Raw genomic sequence first — 14,434 nt, 5'->3', positions numbered from 1 at the left:
ATCGCTGCGGCCAGGCCACCTGCACGTAGCCCAGCATCAGCACCAGCCACGAATAGGTTTCCGCCGCCAGCAGCACCACGCCACAGACCAGGTCGAAGGTGCTGTTCCAGTTCAGCGTGGCGGTATAGCGCCACCACAGGTAGCGACAGGACACGGTGATCGACAGCACCACCAGCACCAGCGTCGCATAGCGCCCCTGCATGCGCCGTACCAGCAGCGCGATGACCCACAGCAGCAAGACGAACACGAACTGCGCGAGATAGGTGAACGGCTGGGTGATGCACAGCGCCGCCAGCCCCAGCGTGGCCAACCCGACCAGCAGGGTCAGCACATGCCGCGAACGTGGCGACAGGCTGCCCACCTTGCGGCCGAACCAGGCCGCCACACGGCTGTTCCAGAATTCACTGGGCGCATCGCGCATCGCGCGCAGATAGCGCAGGCGGCCGCGACCGGCCGCGCCACGCAGTTCGGCAATGCGTTCGCGACGGGCCTGGGCCAACCGTTGCCGCCTCAGCGAAGGCTGCGGTACCAACCGCACCACCGACAGCCACATGGCCTGGATCAGCAACCGCAGTGGATCGCCAGGGCGCCAGCGACGGTCGCCCTGGATCTGCGGGAAGGCGTTGCGCAGGCGCGGGGCCTGTGCCTGCCACGCTGGCCCTTCCAGGCGCAGGAATGCCCAGCCCACGCATTGCAGCAACCACAGCAGCGACCGGGTCGGCCAGGACGCATGCACGCGTTCGCGCAGGCGCCCCCAGCCCAGGTAGTAGACGCGGGCGCCCATCAGCGTGCCCCCATCGCGGCCTGGCGCCGTGCGGCCTCGGCCAGACACCACAGCACCAGGCCATCGACATCGGCAGCGGCCAGCGAATCGGTCGCATAGCGCCCCAGTGGCTGCTTGCTGGCCAGTGCGGAGGGCACCCGCGCATCCTCGTGCAGCGGCTGCGGCACCAGCCGCGCGCCGTGCGCGTGCAGCCACAGCTGCATCAGGTCGCGCTGCACCGGAATGACCGGATCGTAGCGGTTGGCCAGCAGCAGGCGGGTGTCATCCGGCTGCCGTTGCAGGAACACATGGCTGACCGGATCGACACAGGCCAGGCGCAGCGGCAGCGTGCAGCGCGCGTGCTGGTTGATGGCCGCAGCGTGCGCCGGCAGGCGCTGCGGCAGGTCGAACAGGATCCAGTCGAACTGGGTCTCCAGCAGCGGAATGCGCTCGGCCCAGGTGGCCGGTGCCTGCTGCAGCTGCTGTTCGATGCGCATCGCGGCCTCGGCGTCGACACGACCATAAGGCAGCACCGCGAGTCCTGCTGCGACGGCGTAGGCGGCATCACGCCAGTCCGTACCGTCCAGCTGTGCGCGCGCCCAGCCGGTGTCCACGTCGACAGGCAGGCCGAGGTGCAGGCCGAGCATCTGGTCCGGGCTGCATTCGACCAGCAGCACACGCTTCCCCTGGGCATGCAGGCCCTGGCCCAGCGCGGCCAGCACCGTGGTGACGCCGGTTCCGCCATGGATGCCCTGCAGCGACAGCAAGGTGTTCATCGGCGCGGCTCCAGCTCGGCCAGCAACGGCCAGCGCGCCAGTGCCCGTGCGCGTTCCCGCTGGGCCGAGAAGTCCACATAGGGCAGCCCCGGCATGTCCAGGCTGCGGCGCAGCAGGTCGATGTCGTCCTCTTCCACGGACAGCGTGACCGGCACGGCAAGAATGTCGGCAGGCATCAGCGGGCCTCCTCCGGGTAGGGGCTCCAGGTCTGGCTGCCCTGCAGCTGCAGCCAGGGCTTGCCGGCGTACTCGATGACCTTGGCGCCTTCGTTCTCCGATACCGACGGCGTCTGCGGCAGCCCCTTCAGCAGGCTGTCCCAGTTGCGCTCGCTCGGCGGCGACTGGGCGTTCAGCGCGTACACGCGCGACACCAGCTCGGACACCGCCAGGTAGCTGCTCGGTTCGGGGACATGACGCGGGCCGCCGGCCGCAGGTGCGCCCATGCCGATCAGCTTCACGCCCACCGGCACGTGGGTGATCGACGGGCTGGGGATCTCACGCATGCCCGGAATCTGCATGCGGTCGCCATGCAGGGCCGCGCCATGCTCGGGCACCACCACGATCATCGCGCGGCGGCCACTCTTTTCCACCGCGTCGACGAATCCGGCCATGTCGCCCAGCACCATTTCCGCACGTGCCTTGTAGTCGGCGGCGTTGGAGCGGCCATCGGCACCAACGATACGGTTGCCATCGTGCAGCGAGATCGTGTTGTAGAACAGCGCCACCTGCTGGCTGGAACCGGCCATCCTCTGCTTCCACCAGGCCATCAGCACATCGCCATCGCGGCGCAACGGCGACTTGTCGAAGGCCACCAGCGCAGTCGGAAATGCGCTGATATCCATCGGCTGCGCCTGCAGCCCGCCATACTGGTGCAGTTCACCGATGAAATCGTCGAAGTGGCCGTCATGGTTCATCGCCAGCTCGCTCTGGAAGCCCAGATGCTGCAGGTTCGAGAACAGCTGGCACTCGGCCGGCACCGGATCGAACAGCCCGGTATGCGAGGTCTGGCCACAGCTGGCGCGCAGCAGGCGGATCGCCGCCGGACCGCTGTAGGCCGTCGCCGAGTTGAAGTCGTCGAACACCACGTCCATGCGATCGAGCAGGTTGTTCTGGCGCAGCCCCACTTCATCCAGATCGCTCCATGCCAGCGAGCAGATGTTGAGGATGATGACGTCGAAGGGCGCGCCGCTGCCCGGTGCCGGGAAACTGGTCTTCAGGCTGGCCTGCTGCTGGTAGAAGCTGGCCAGCCATGCATTGAGCGTCTCGTTGTTGGCCGGCGGCAGGCCGCCACCTGGGGTGCCGCCGGCGCTGGCGGTAGCCGCGGTGGCGGTACCCTGCCCCCAGTTCCAGCCCGCCGGCACCGGTACCGCCATCACTGCCAGGCCAAGCATGCCCAGCACGCTCAGGGTGGTGATGCGCAGCCACGGCTTCAGCAGTACGTAGGCCAGCACCAGCATCGCCAGCACCGCCACCATCTGCCAGTTGATGAAGCGCTGGGCCAGCTCAAGCCAGTAGTCCGCCGAGAAGTCCAGCACGCCAGGCTGCACCAACAGGCGCCGGAACGGGGGCCACCAGGTGTCCTGGTAGTACAGGGCCACGCCTACCGGTACCGCGACGACAGTGCGCGCGATGCGTGCCCAGCGCCAGCGCAGTGGAATCAGCAGCGCGCCCAGGAACAGCAGGTTGGGCAGGATCTTCAGATCCAGCGCGCCCATCCAGGCCAGTACCACCTTGGACAGGAAATACAGGTTCCAGCCGCGCAGGTCGGCCCAGGCAAAGGGAGATGCGGGAACTGCCTGCGGACTCATGCCGCCCTCCGCGGTGCGCGCTGGCGCACACCGGCACGGCGCAGGTGGCGGGGCGGCAGCCAGCGCGCGACACGGCGGCGCAGCCCGCGCCACAGCGTACCGAGCATGGCACCGAAGGGAATCATCACCAGTGCGCAGGCGACGATCAGGGTCCAGAGTTGCTGGTCGGTAGTCATGCGCGATCTCCCAGTCGCAGCGGCCTCGGGGCGGTGAGAACCGGCGCCTCGAGCGCCGGCGCCACGGCCGGCAGGACCGCAGGGGCTTCAGGCAGTACCTCGGCCTCCGGATCGCTGCTGCGTGCATTCATCGCTGCAATGTCGTACTCGGCCAGACGCTGGTAGCCATCGAACAGTTCGCGCCAGGGCAGGCGGAACAGATTGCCCAGGGCCTGCTCGACCGCATCACGCCGGCAGCCAAACAGGAACAGCCGTACCTGCCCGCGATAGACGCAGGCCAGATCGCCCTGGCGGCGGATGCGCAGCTGCTGCAGGGTCTGCTCGGCACGCAGGCCGGCCACCGGCTGCAGCGCCAGCACGGCGCTTTCCACCGCGCTGCCATCCTGATCGATGCGTTCACCTGCGACCTGACGGAATCGTGCGGCGTTGACCAGGCCACTCACCGAAGGCGGTCGATGCGCACGGATCAGCGGCTCTGGATCTTCAGCCAGCTGCCCCTGCCAACGCTGACGCTGCACGGTTTCCAGCAGGGTCAACAGACGCGGCAACGGGGTGTCGGCGGGCACCACCAGGCTGCAGCCGCACTGCATCAGCAGGCGCTCATCGGCATAGCGCAGGCAGGGCTGCAGCTCGCGCACCACCAGTTTCAATGCGTTGCCACGTTCGCGGCGCAGGCGGTGCAGCAGGCGGGCCAGTGCATCCACCTGGGCATTCTCGTCGATGGCCAGCACCACGGTGGCCTCGCGCGCCTGCAGCGCGGCGGGCAGCAATCCGCCCCAGCCGTCATACAGGCGCCAGGCCGCCGATAGTGGCGGCGCACCTTCCAGTACTTCGGTCTGGGCCAGGTAGACATCGCGGTCACTGCCGCTGGCCGAACCGATCGCCGTCCCGGCGGCATCGGCCTCGGCCAGATGGCGCAGCCCTCGGCTTTCCTGCTCGACGCCGAACGCTCGCTGGGCCACCACACCATGACTGTTGGACCAGTAATGCAGCAGCAGCTGCAGGGCGCCGCGATGCGGATGCAGCTGGGCCACGCCGGCGCAGCTGCGGTTCAACGCCAGCAGACGTGGCGCAAGCGCCGCCACTTCGCCATGGCACAGCAACAGCAGCACCTGCTGCGCCTGCACGGCCCATTCCTGCAGCTGCTGGCACCAGCGCGCCAGGCGGGCATCATCCCAGCCGTCCAGCGCCGCCACCGGGAACTGCACCAGGCTGAGCCGGGTACGCGCCGAGGCGGTGCGCGGCAGATCGCCGATCAGCCCGCGCAACGCCTGCTGCATGCCGTGGTGCGAGCGCTGGAACAGCCGCAGGCGGGCCGGTCCCTGGTCGGCAGGCAGCAGCGCCAGCATCGCTTCGGCCCCCCGCCCCAGCGTGACCAGCACGGCCTCGTCCAGTGCGTCGGCCGTGGCCAGCACGCCGGCACCGAGCAGGTCCGTCGGCGCGCTGCCGGCAGCCACCACCCAGTACAGGCCTCCGCTGCGCATCCCGACGAACTCGGCGGGCAATCCGGCAATGGCAAGGTGGGTCGCTGGCACGCCGGATCCTTTCATTGCCCCTCACCCGGGCGGGAAGCCCGGCAGTGGAGGCATTGCGGTGAAAAGGAGGTCATTTCCATGACGTACATCACATTCATGTTTCTGTACGGCAATGATAGCCCCGATCTTCACGTTTGCGGGATCAAGACGCAGTCAACGCCGCCCGCAGAACGGGCGACGTGAGGCTCGAAACTCAGCAATGGAAAGCGCGTACTACTCGTACTGGATGGTGAAGGTGGCCTGGCCGTTCGCGACACCAGCACCCACCGTGCCGGCCTGGGTCTGCACATAGCGGGCGCGCAGCGGCAAGGTCATCGTGCTGGTGCCGGGGGTGGTGGTACCGACATTGACGGTCTGGCCGAAGCGGACTTCGCGCTCGGTGGTGCCATCGCGCTGGACCATCTGGATGCCGATGCGGGTGGCGCTGTTGGTGGCCGCACTGAGCTTCAGCACGCCCGGCATGTTCGAGCTGTCCTGATCGGCATCGAGGCGGATGCCGATCTTGCTCTGGTACTGCGCAACATTGCTGCCCTGGCAGTTCAGGCGGATCTCGAAATCGCGGTCGACGGCCTTGGAACCGACACCAGTAAAAGTGGTATTGGGCACGCTGCCGAAATCGACGGCGATATTGCGGCTGCCGGCCTGCACTTCGCAGGTCGGGCTGACCACGGTGGTGCCCGAGCCCTTGAAGGTCGAGGTCAGTTCCGGACGGCCAGGGCCGTCGCCGTCGAGATAATAGGTGGTGAAGCGGCCGTTAGGCGCGATGATGCCCGAGCCCGTCTGCGCGGCGGTCTTGATCAGCTCCACCCGGAAGCGGCCACCGTTGAGGGTCAACGTCCGGCTGCCCCCCAATTGCAGGGTATGCGGGTAGTAAGTCTGGATGGTGCCCGAATCACGATAGACACGAATGCCCACCCCGGCTACATCGGTGGCATAGACGTTGCTGAAACCCGGGACCGCGTTCTGCTGCGCGGCGTTGACGAAACGGCCATTGGCACTACCGCCCCAGCGATCGCAGTAACCGATGCTGTCGCGCTGGTTGATAGGCACGATCAGCTCCTTGATCACACCACCGACGGGCAGACTGGGCAGGATTACGATCTGCCCCATGTCCATCTGCACGTCCTGCGCGACAAAGCCCTGTTGGGTGATGTAGCAGGTCGCCAACGCGGGGCTGGCCACGGCAATACCAGCCAATATGGCCACCGCACTCAGCGCCTTGCGGCCACGGGAAGAGATCATCGGCATGCTGCCTCCAGCGGGATGAAGCCGGTCCTGGACGCATCGGCGCCCGCCGGAACCTGGTAATCGACGGTGCAGCGCTGGTCGGCGCCGGCGCCCCACTCCACCAGCAGGCGGCCCTGGTTCTTTTCACTGCGCACGTACAGGCGGCCACCCTGGCTGACCATGCCCACCGGCTGGCCCTGCTCATCCTTGACCTGCGCACCGAACGGCATGGTGCGGCCATCCGGGTTGCGTACCTGGATCAGCAGCGCGTTGCCCTTGCGGGTATCGAAGCGCAGGTAGCTGATGGCACCGGCGAACGGCGCGATCGACTGGCTGGTGCTTTCCAGCTCGACGTCGTGGGCCATGCCCTGCGGGTCGAGGGTGACGGTGTTGAGGCGGTACGGCGACACGTACGGGACCACCGCGTAGCCGCGGCCATCGACGCGCAGGCCCGGGGCGTTGCTGACGATCGCATCGCGTGCGCCCGGCGCTTCCACCAGCACCATGGTGTCGCCACGCTGCGGGGTGAAGGTGAAGCCGCCCGGATGCACGACCACGCTGCCGTTGGCACCGACCGAAGCCTGGCGGAAATCGCGCGAGTGGCTGTAGGTCGCGTTCAACGCGGAGTAGCGGCTGCGGTACTCGGCGTTGCCGACCGCGGTGGTTCCACCTTCGCGGGAATCGGACAGCGCCACGCCGTAGCTGAAGTTGTTGTCGACACCGGCCGAACCGGTGATGCCGACGCGGCTGTTGTCGTAGCCACCGCGGTCGCGCACGCCGAGATCGGCGCTGAACGACACCGGGTGGGAACCACGACCCAGCGGCACGCTCATCGACAACAGGTACTGGGTGTCGGAACGGCCCAGCACGCCCTCTTCGGTGCGCAGCGCCGAGAAGCCGTAGTTCACCGAGCGCCAGGCATTGTTGTAGCCCACCTGGTACTGCTTGGAGGTGCCGGAACGGTCGTAGAAGTCACGCACCGAACCGGTCACGTACAGCGCGCCGCCGCGACGGCCCAGCGGCTGGTTCAGCGTTACCTGGAACTGGCTGCGCTGGCGGCCACGGGTGGTCGGATCGATGCCGCGCTTGTCCGAATCACGGCCGTACAGCGCGTCCTGCAGGCTGTAGAAGCCTTCGGTCGAATAGCGGTAGGCGGCCAGGGTCAGGTTGGTCCCGGTCTCGCCGATCATGTTGCTGTAGCTCAAGCGCACGCTGGCACCGGTGTGGTTGCCGTAGTGATCGAACGAGGTACGCGCATGGGTGACGTCGGCAGCGAATGCGCCGACCGGCGTGGACAGGCCGACGCCGTACAGCAGCGACAGGTAGCCATCGCTCAGTGCACTGCCACCGTACAGGGTCAGCTGGTTGCCGATACCGCGCTGGTAGGTGCCCTGCACCAGCCACGGCTCATCGGCCAGCAGCTTGTTGCGCACCTGGCCGGCCGTCAGCGAGTAACGCGACACGCCTTCCCGCAGCATCTGCGGCACCGAACCGAACGGCACCTTGAATTCGCGGCGGCGGCCATCGGCCTCGATCACGCTCACTTCCAGATCGCCGCCGTAGCCGGTCGGGTACAGGTCGTCGATGACGAAGCTGCCCGGCGACACGGTGGAGGAGTAGATCAGCTGCTCGTTCTGGCGCACTTCGATGCGCGCGTTGGTCTCGGCGATGCCGCGCACGACCGGCGCGTAACCGCGCAGCGAATCGGGCAGCATGCGGTCGTCGCTGGCCAGACTGGCACCGCGGTAACCGATCGAATCGAACAGTTCACCGGTGGTGTAGGCCTCACCGATGGTGAGCATGCCGCGCACCTGCGGAATGCCGCGCTGCGCATAGGTGGCGATGCTCTGCCAATGGCGGCCGTCGCCCTCGGACCAGGTCAGGTTCGAATCGTGGCGGAACTGCCAGCCACCCAGGTTCATGCCAGCGTTGAGGCCGAGGTAGGCACTGCGGTTGCGCTGGCCACCTTCGACGCGGCTGTCGCTGTCGATGGCATTGAAGCTGTAACCGACGAAACCGGCGTTGATGCCACGGTCCCACAGCGCCGGGTTGACGTAGCCACGCGCCTCGCGGCGCAGGAACACCTGCGGGATGCTCAGGTCGTAGCGCAGGTTGCCGCTGTCATAGACACCATAGGCGTTGGCCATGCGCTGCTGGACCGGCACGCAGCTGGTCTTGTCGGTGGGCACGGACGGATCCTGCTGCAGCAGCACGGCCTCGCTGTCCACGCCCATTTCTTCCAGCATCGGCAGCGGCAGGCAGGCGTCGACACGGCCCTGCGCATCGGCCTTGAACTGCAGATCGCGACGGCCCTGCCAGGCACCGTTGACGTACACGTCGACACGATAGTTGCCGGCCACCATCGGGTTGCCGTTGCTGAAGGCCGCCAGGTCCACCTGCTTGGCCTGGCCAGACAGGAAGCTGGAGTTGAACTGCGCCGATTCGGGTGCACGCGCATTGGCCGCACCACTCTGCGCCATGAGCGCCTGTTCGCCGAGATTGGCCGGGGCAGCCAGCGCCCATCCTGGGCAGGCCACGCCAGCAACCAACAGGCAAAGCGCCTGATGGATCGACAATGTCAATCTGTTTCCGATCACACTGACATTCCTTCAATTCGCCGCACAGCGGCGGTGGCGGGATGCGCAGGCCAGGGGCCGGCGCGGCGCGTTCAGCCCCCGGTGCTGCCGAGGCGGATGGTGTGTTCCACCCGGCCGCCGTAGTCGTTGATGGTGATGAAGCGGACCTGGTCGGTGCCCGCCGGTGCGGCGAACTCCAGGCTCTGCTTCGGCGCGACCATCGCGCCCTTGTCCTCGACGGCCTTTTCACTGCTGCCGCTCACGGCATGTACTTCGGCCAGAGTGACGTGGAAGGGGCTCGGGTTTTCCACCCGCAGGCGGTCGCCATTGCGGGTCCAGCGCAGCGCTGCCGGTGCATCGTTGGCGACGCCCTTCAGGCCCTGCGGCCGGTAGAAAAGTTTCAGGCGCGAACGAAACGCGACCTGCAGGTAATTCTGTTCGCCGCTGTCAGCGTTGTCCGGGGACGGCGGCACATCCAGCACGTTGAGCCAGAACACCGACTCGCGGTCGGTCGGCAACTGCGCGCCGGAGAAGATCAGTCGCAGCGCCTGGCTGCGGCCCGGCTCGACGCGCGCGATCGGCGGCGTCAGTACGAACGGGGCATCGCTGGTATCGGCGGTCTGGTTGGCGTCGCCGCTGTCGATCCAGGCCTGCACCAGCGCCGGCGAATCGCCCACGTTGTCGACCTGCACGGTGACTTCGCGCGCCTGCGCCGGATAGATCACTCGCGTGCCATTGACCACCACGCCGGCCAGAGCGTTCTGGCAGAAGGGCAGCGTGAACGCTGCCAGCAGCAGCGCCCGGGGAAAGAATGCTTTCATCGGAAGTACTACGCTCGAGGTATGTGGCCAGGGGCCGCGATGCACTGGCCGGCGCGTACGCCGGCCAGTGCGGGTACGGCTACGATCAGTTGTAGATGATCGTGTACTTGACGCTGCTGGTGACGTCGCCCGGGGTGGCGGCGGCAGTGGCGTAGTACTCAGCGTAGTAGTTCAGGTCGGCCGAGCCGTCGGTGCCGACGGTGACCCACTGCGAGTTGGTCTGGGCCAGGCCAGCGCCGGCAGCCTTGATCGGCAGGACCTGGTTGTTCGAGCCCAGCAGCTGCAGCTGCACGTTGGTGGCAGCGTTGGCCGAGGCCTAGTTCAGCAGGCGGCCGGTGTTGAAGTCAACGGTCGAACCCGGCTCGAAGTAGGTCGCGACGTTGCCGGCGCTGCACTTGGTCAGGTTGATGGCGAACGGGGTACGACCGGCGACGGCACCGGCGGTGGCCAGGGTGTTCTTGGACACGGTCGGCAGGTTGACGGCGAAGTCCTTGCCGCCCGGGGTCGAGATGGTGCAGGTCTTGTCGGTCACCTTGCCGTTGAAGGTGATGGTGCCGTCGGCGGCGTTGGCGGCCAGCGGAGCGGCGGCCAGCATCAGAGCGGCAATGAGGTTGATCTTGTGCATTCGCTTTTACCTAACCCTACTGAAGAGATGAGAAGTAGAGGAGGAAGCAAGGAGCACTGCCGGGCTATCAAGACCCATCCTTGCGTCTCACCTGTGGCCGGACTCGGACATACCTTCCCCTGAATCCGTGACGCAAGTATAGGCACAACTGTGATGAAAGTCTCATTATTTTTCTGAACGCCAATTCATTGACGCCTCAAATGTGACGTGTTATGCGAAATCATGGTTGGGGGAGCGCAAGGAATTTGACGGTGGCCGGATCAGGCCACAAACGACCCTGCATGACGCACCTGGCGGCGCGTTCGGCATGCGCGGAAACAGGCCTTTTTAAGGTGGAGATCACCTTATTTGATGCGCATCACTCTTTGTTGGTGATGGCCCTAGCAGATTCGGAATCGTCCTATTAAAGACGGATCGAACCTGTCGCTAACTAGGACACACCGAACCAGAGAACGTGTCATGAGAACCTCCCTTCTGCTGTGCGTGGCCCTGATGTCCGTCAGTGCGCTGGCCCAGGCCAGCAGCGGCAGCATTCGTTTCAGCGGCCGTATCGCCGAGCCGGGCTGCACGACCAACCTGTCCCAGGGCGAGCTGAGCCTGGCGGCCTGCCCGCCGTCGGCCAAGGGCTCGACGGTGGCCGTGACGGCGCTGGCCGATGGCCAGGCCGCGACGCTGCGCGACGGCAAGCGGCAGGGGCAGAAGCTGTCGGTGTCGGCCAGCGCGATGCGCGCCGGCGATATCGCCTTCTCCGAGCGCTACAGCGTGCAGGCTTCGAAGCAGCAGCCGCTGCAGGGTGCCTACCTGGTGGTGGTCGACTACCTGTAAGCCGACGTGTTTACGCCGGCGGCAGCTCGAAGACCTGGCGCAGGTAGGCCAGGTAGCCGGGGTCGTCGCACATGCTCTTGCCCGGCGAATCGCTGAGCTTGGCCACCGGCTGGCCGTTGCAGCGGACCATCTTGATCACGATGTTCAGCGGCGTCGGACCCAGATCATTGGTCAGGTGGGTGCCGACGCCGAACGCGACCTGGCAGCGACCACGGAAGTAGTCGTACAGGCGCATGACCTTGGCGATGTCGAGCCCATCGCTGAACACCAGCACCTTGCTGCGCGGATCGACGCGGCGCTGCTGGAAGTGCGCCAGCATGCGGTCGCCCCAGTCGAACGGATCGCCCGAATCGTGGCGGACACCGTCGAACAGCTTGCAGAAGTACATATCGAAGTCGCGCAGGAACGCATCCAGGCCGACCACGTCGGACAGCGCGATGCCGAGGTCGCCGCGATACTCGCGTGCCCACGATTCCAGCGCCGCCACCTGCGAGTCACGCAGGCGTGGGCCCAGCGCCTGGAAGGCCTGCAGATACTCATGGGCCATGGTGCCGTGCGGGGTCATGCCATACAGGCGGGCGAAGTGCACGTTGCTGGTGCCGACCAGCTGCGGGCCGAGCGCATCGCGCAGCAGCGGCAGCAGGCGCGCGTGCCAGTCGCGCGAGTAGCGGCGACGGCTGCCGTAGTCGGCGATGCGGCACTGTTCGAAACCGGGGGTATCGCGCAGCAGCGCGGCCTTGGCCTGCAGGCGGCGCTCGCCTTCGGCGAAGTCGGCGGTGGTGGTGTTGCGGAACCAGACTTCGTTGATGATCGCCAGCAGCGGCACTTCGAACAGGATGGTGTGCAGCCACGGGCCGGTGATGTCCAGTTCGATCTCGCCGGGCACGGCCTTCGACGCGCGCAGCTGGATGTACTTGCGGTCGAGGTGGAACAGGCCGAGGAAATCGGCGAAGTCGGGCTTCACGAAGCGCAGGCCACGCATGTAATCCAGCTCCGCGTCGCTGAAACGCAGGCTGCACAGGTGGTCGATCTCTTCGTCGATCTGGTCGATGTAATGGGCCAGGTCGATGCCGGGCGTGCGGCACTTGAACCGGTACTGCACCTGGGCACCGGGGTGCTGGTGGAGCACCGCCTGCATCATGGTGAACTTGTACAGGTCGGTGTCGAGCAGGGACTGGATGATAGGCATGGGGCGGATTATGCGCCCAGCAGGGTGAACCGGGGGCGCGGCCAGTGGATCCACACCATGCGTGGATGACCCTATCCATGCAGCCGAGCGTGGGCTCGGCTCTCCGCGGAACGGCATTGGTAGATCCACGCCATGCGTGGATGCCCTTCCGGTTCTACAACGACCTGCGCAGCAGGCGCGGCACCAGCATCAGGGCTTGCGCCCAGATCGCGCCCCACACCGCCACGCGCACCGGCAGCGAACGCTGACTGGCCTCGAACTTCCGGAAATAGCGCCACAGGCCCTTGTGCTTGTGCCATTCGACGAAGAACGGCCGTGAGCGGCTGGAGACACCGCGCACATGGGTGACCTGCAGGTCGTTGGCGATCGCCACCACCGCGCCAGCCTCACGTGCGCGCCGGCACAAGTCCAGGTCTTCGGCGTGCAGGCGATAGCCGGCGTCCCAGCCACCGATGCGGTCGAACAGCGCACGTGGCATCAGCAGCAGCGCGCCAGACAACGCCGGCACCCGCTGCAGCGCCTGCTGCGGATCGCGCGGGACCGACAGCTTCGAGCCTTTGCCGGGCGAACGCAGCATCAACAGGAAATCCGGATCACGACGGCGCACGGCCTCGTCCGCATGGCCATGCTCGTCCAGCTGTTCGACACCCAGCAGGCAATCCCCCAACCGTTCGGCACGGCTGCGCAGCTCGGCCAGAGTATCGGGCTCGACCATAAGGTCCGGGTTGATGAAGGCCAGCCACGGGCTGTGCGAATCGGCCACCCCCTGGTTGTTTGCGGCGGCAAAGCCGGGATTGTCCGGATTGCCGACAAAACGCACGCGCGGGTCGTGGCTGGCATGGCGCTGCACGATATCCAGCGTGCCATCCATCGAGCCGTTGTCGATCACCCGGATTTCGGCCACGTCCCGCGCCTGGCGCAGGCGCGAGAGACAGGCATCGATGGTGCTGCCGCTCTGGTAGGTGACGACGATGGCGGCGATGGCAACATTCAAACGGGTGGCTCCGGCGCGGACGGGACGAACAGGTCGCCCTGTTCCTTCGGCATTATCGCCTGCCGCATGCGCTGCTGCAGGTCGGCACGCAGGCCATGCAGCGGATCGTGCATGAGGAAGTCGGCCAGCCTAGGCACCCAGCCCGGCCAGCGCGCGGCCAGGGCCTCGAGATCGCCATCACGGCTGATCGCCTCCCCTGCCCGGCTGACGAAGGCGGTCTCGCACAGCACATTGCGCCATCCCAGGCCGGCCATGCGCAGGCTCAGGTCCACCAGCGCCGCGTTCCAGCCGGCATAGCTGTCCACGTCCAGGCCGCCGGCACGTCGACGCGCGTTGCCCCGCACCAGCACCGCATGGGTGACTGCGGACGGCAGCTCGGGGTGCAGGGTTGGCAATGTGGCACAGGTATGCGCCAGCAGGGCCGGATCATGGGGTTCGGGATTGATTTCGCCCAGCCGTGGCCACGCAGCGGTTTCGCCGGCATTGCACCACGGGGTTGCGGTGGCGATGGCGGCATCGCGGGCGAAGGTGTCCTGCAGCTGCTGCAGCCAGCCCGGCGCGGGCACGCTGTCCGGTGCCAGCACCGCCACGTCCATGCCATCGCAGGCGCGCAACATCTCGTCCAGGTGGGCCACCTCGCCCAGCGGCCGCGCGCGGCGGGTGTACTCGGCCTGCAGTGGCGTATGCGCCAACCAATGTTCCACCACCGCCTGCGCGCGCGGCCCGGTCTGCGCATCGTCGGCCAACCAGACCGCGGTGCCCGGCGCGGTGCCGGCATCCAGTGCGGCCAGGCAGCGGTCGAGCGCGGCATCGTCCACGCACAGCGGCAACAACACGATCGCCCCCATCCCGCCTCCGTGGTTGTCGTTAGCCACAGCCTAGCACTGGGAGGGTATCGGCCGGGTTGCACCCGGCACCGGCAGAGGCCAGAGCCAGAGCCGAAGCAACAGCCGGAGCAAAAGCTGGGTTCCTGGCGGATGGCGGGGTGGGTCCGGTTGCGGGGGACGCTGCAAGTCCCCCTTCCGGGGCCCGGCCCAGCCGCTGGCGGCTGTGCGTTCGGGCGCTTGCGAAGCAGTGCTTCGCAAGCAAAGCGCCCTCACCCATGTAAGCTCGGTCGCCG

At 67.0% G+C, this 14,434-nt stretch carries 12 protein-coding genes and 2 pseudogenes; 1 reads left to right on the top strand and 13 read right to left on the bottom strand.

What is annotated here, in order from left to right; genetic code table 11:
* Positions 1 to 604: 604 nt before the first annotated feature.
* From AC5P99_RS12865 to AC5P99_RS12820, 10 genes and pseudogenes are all read right to left on the bottom strand, one after another.
* Positions 605 to 784, bottom strand: a pseudogene (locus AC5P99_RS12865) (hypothetical protein); the annotation flags it as partial.
* The gene (gene bcsQ, locus AC5P99_RS12860) at positions 784 to 1,539 is read right to left on the bottom strand and encodes a cellulose biosynthesis protein BcsQ (RefSeq protein WP_049451377.1); all 756 of its coding nucleotides are present in this window, start codon (positions 1,537 to 1,539) and stop codon (positions 784 to 786) included. The pseudogene AC5P99_RS12865 and the gene bcsQ, both read right to left, overlap by 1 nt.
* Positions 1,536 to 1,715, bottom strand: a complete 180-nt coding sequence (gene bcsR, locus AC5P99_RS12855; protein ID WP_049451376.1) for a cellulose biosynthesis protein BcsR — start codon at positions 1,713 to 1,715, stop codon at positions 1,536 to 1,538. Before bcsR ends, bcsQ begins: the two co-directional genes overlap by 4 nt.
* The gene (gene bcsG, locus AC5P99_RS12850; protein ID WP_049451375.1) at positions 1,715 to 3,346 is read right to left on the bottom strand and encodes a cellulose biosynthesis protein BcsG; all 1,632 of its coding nucleotides are present in this window, start codon (positions 3,344 to 3,346) and stop codon (positions 1,715 to 1,717) included. Before bcsG ends, bcsR begins: the two co-directional genes overlap by 1 nt.
* On the bottom strand, positions 3,343 to 3,522 hold the full coding sequence (gene bcsF, locus AC5P99_RS12845; protein ID WP_033836073.1) for a cellulose biosynthesis protein BcsF: 180 nt from the start codon (positions 3,520 to 3,522) through the stop codon (positions 3,343 to 3,345). Before bcsF ends, bcsG begins: the two co-directional genes overlap by 4 nt.
* Positions 3,519 to 5,057, bottom strand: a complete 1,539-nt coding sequence (locus AC5P99_RS12840) for a BcsE family c-di-GMP-binding protein (RefSeq protein ID WP_164221753.1) — start codon at positions 5,055 to 5,057, stop codon at positions 3,519 to 3,521. Before AC5P99_RS12840 ends, bcsF begins: the two co-directional genes overlap by 4 nt.
* Positions 5,058 to 5,270: 213 nt before the next feature.
* Positions 5,271 to 6,305, bottom strand: coding sequence for a fimbrial protein (locus AC5P99_RS12835; protein WP_005408041.1), 1,035 nt, complete (start codon positions 6,303 to 6,305; stop codon positions 5,271 to 5,273).
* Positions 6,296 to 8,860 carry a fimbria/pilus outer membrane usher protein gene (locus tag AC5P99_RS12830; protein ID WP_099529822.1) on the bottom strand — a complete coding sequence of 855 codons (2,565 nt, stop codon included), beginning with the start codon at positions 8,858 to 8,860 and terminating at the stop codon, positions 6,296 to 6,298. The genes AC5P99_RS12835 and AC5P99_RS12830 overlap by 10 nt, the downstream gene beginning before the upstream one ends.
* Positions 8,861 to 8,952: 92 nt before the next feature.
* On the bottom strand, positions 8,953 to 9,681 hold the full coding sequence (locus tag AC5P99_RS12825) for a fimbrial biogenesis chaperone (RefSeq protein WP_088436096.1): 729 nt from the start codon (positions 9,679 to 9,681) through the stop codon (positions 8,953 to 8,955).
* 85 nt (positions 9,682 to 9,766) lie between these two features.
* Positions 9,767 to 10,306: pseudogene (locus tag AC5P99_RS12820) on the bottom strand (fimbrial protein).
* Positions 10,307 to 10,765: 459 nt separating this feature from the next.
* Here AC5P99_RS12820 and AC5P99_RS12815 point away from each other — a divergent pair.
* Positions 10,766 to 11,131: a hypothetical protein gene (locus AC5P99_RS12815; RefSeq protein WP_044569511.1), complete on the top strand. Its 366-nt coding sequence runs from the start codon at positions 10,766 to 10,768 to the stop codon at positions 11,129 to 11,131.
* Positions 11,132 to 11,141: 10 nt separating this feature from the next.
* Here the strand turns inward: AC5P99_RS12815 and pncB are convergent, their stop codons facing one another.
* The 3 genes from pncB to AC5P99_RS12800 all read right to left on the bottom strand — a co-directional run bounded on the left by pncB (position 11,142) and on the right by AC5P99_RS12800 (position 14,162).
* Positions 11,142 to 12,320, bottom strand: a complete 1,179-nt coding sequence (gene pncB / locus AC5P99_RS12810) for a nicotinate phosphoribosyltransferase (protein ID WP_088436097.1) — start codon at positions 12,318 to 12,320, stop codon at positions 11,142 to 11,144.
* A 154-nt stretch (positions 12,321 to 12,474) separates the two neighbouring features.
* Complete coding sequence (locus tag AC5P99_RS12805; protein ID WP_495213215.1) at positions 12,475 to 13,314, bottom strand: glycosyltransferase family 2 protein; 840 nt, start codon at positions 13,312 to 13,314, stop codon at positions 12,475 to 12,477.
* Positions 13,311 to 14,162, bottom strand: a complete 852-nt coding sequence (locus AC5P99_RS12800; RefSeq protein ID WP_049451371.1) for a glycosyltransferase family 2 protein — start codon at positions 14,160 to 14,162, stop codon at positions 13,311 to 13,313. Before AC5P99_RS12800 ends, AC5P99_RS12805 begins: the two co-directional genes overlap by 4 nt.
* Positions 14,163 to 14,434 lie beyond the last annotated feature (272 nt).

Source organism: Stenotrophomonas sp. YJH_SMC_80, assembly GCF_059372495.1.
This window is presented reverse-complemented; position numbering and strand designations above follow the sequence as displayed.

Coding starts and splice junctions, on each gene's coding strand:
- bcsQ (WP_049451377.1), bottom strand. CDS start 1,539: ATGAACACCTTGCTGTCGCTGCAGGGCATCCATGGCGGAACCGGCGTC.
- bcsR (WP_049451376.1), bottom strand. CDS start 1,715: ATGCCTGCCGACATTCTTGCCGTGCCGGTCACGCTGTCCGTGGAAGAG.
- bcsG (WP_049451375.1), bottom strand. CDS start 3,346: ATGAGTCCGCAGGCAGTTCCCGCATCTCCCTTTGCCTGGGCCGACCTG.
- bcsF (WP_033836073.1), bottom strand. CDS start 3,522: ATGACTACCGACCAGCAACTCTGGACCCTGATCGTCGCCTGCGCACTG.
- AC5P99_RS12835 (WP_005408041.1), bottom strand. CDS start 6,305: ATGCCGATGATCTCTTCCCGTGGCCGCAAGGCGCTGAGTGCGGTGGCC.
- AC5P99_RS12825 (WP_088436096.1), bottom strand. CDS start 9,681: ATGAAAGCATTCTTTCCCCGGGCGCTGCTGCTGGCAGCGTTCACGCTG.
- AC5P99_RS12815 (WP_044569511.1), top strand. CDS start 10,766: ATGAGAACCTCCCTTCTGCTGTGCGTGGCCCTGATGTCCGTCAGTGCG.
- pncB (WP_088436097.1), bottom strand. CDS start 12,320: ATGCCTATCATCCAGTCCCTGCTCGACACCGACCTGTACAAGTTCACC.
- AC5P99_RS12800 (WP_049451371.1), bottom strand. CDS start 14,162: ATGGGGGCGATCGTGTTGTTGCCGCTGTGCGTGGACGATGCCGCGCTC.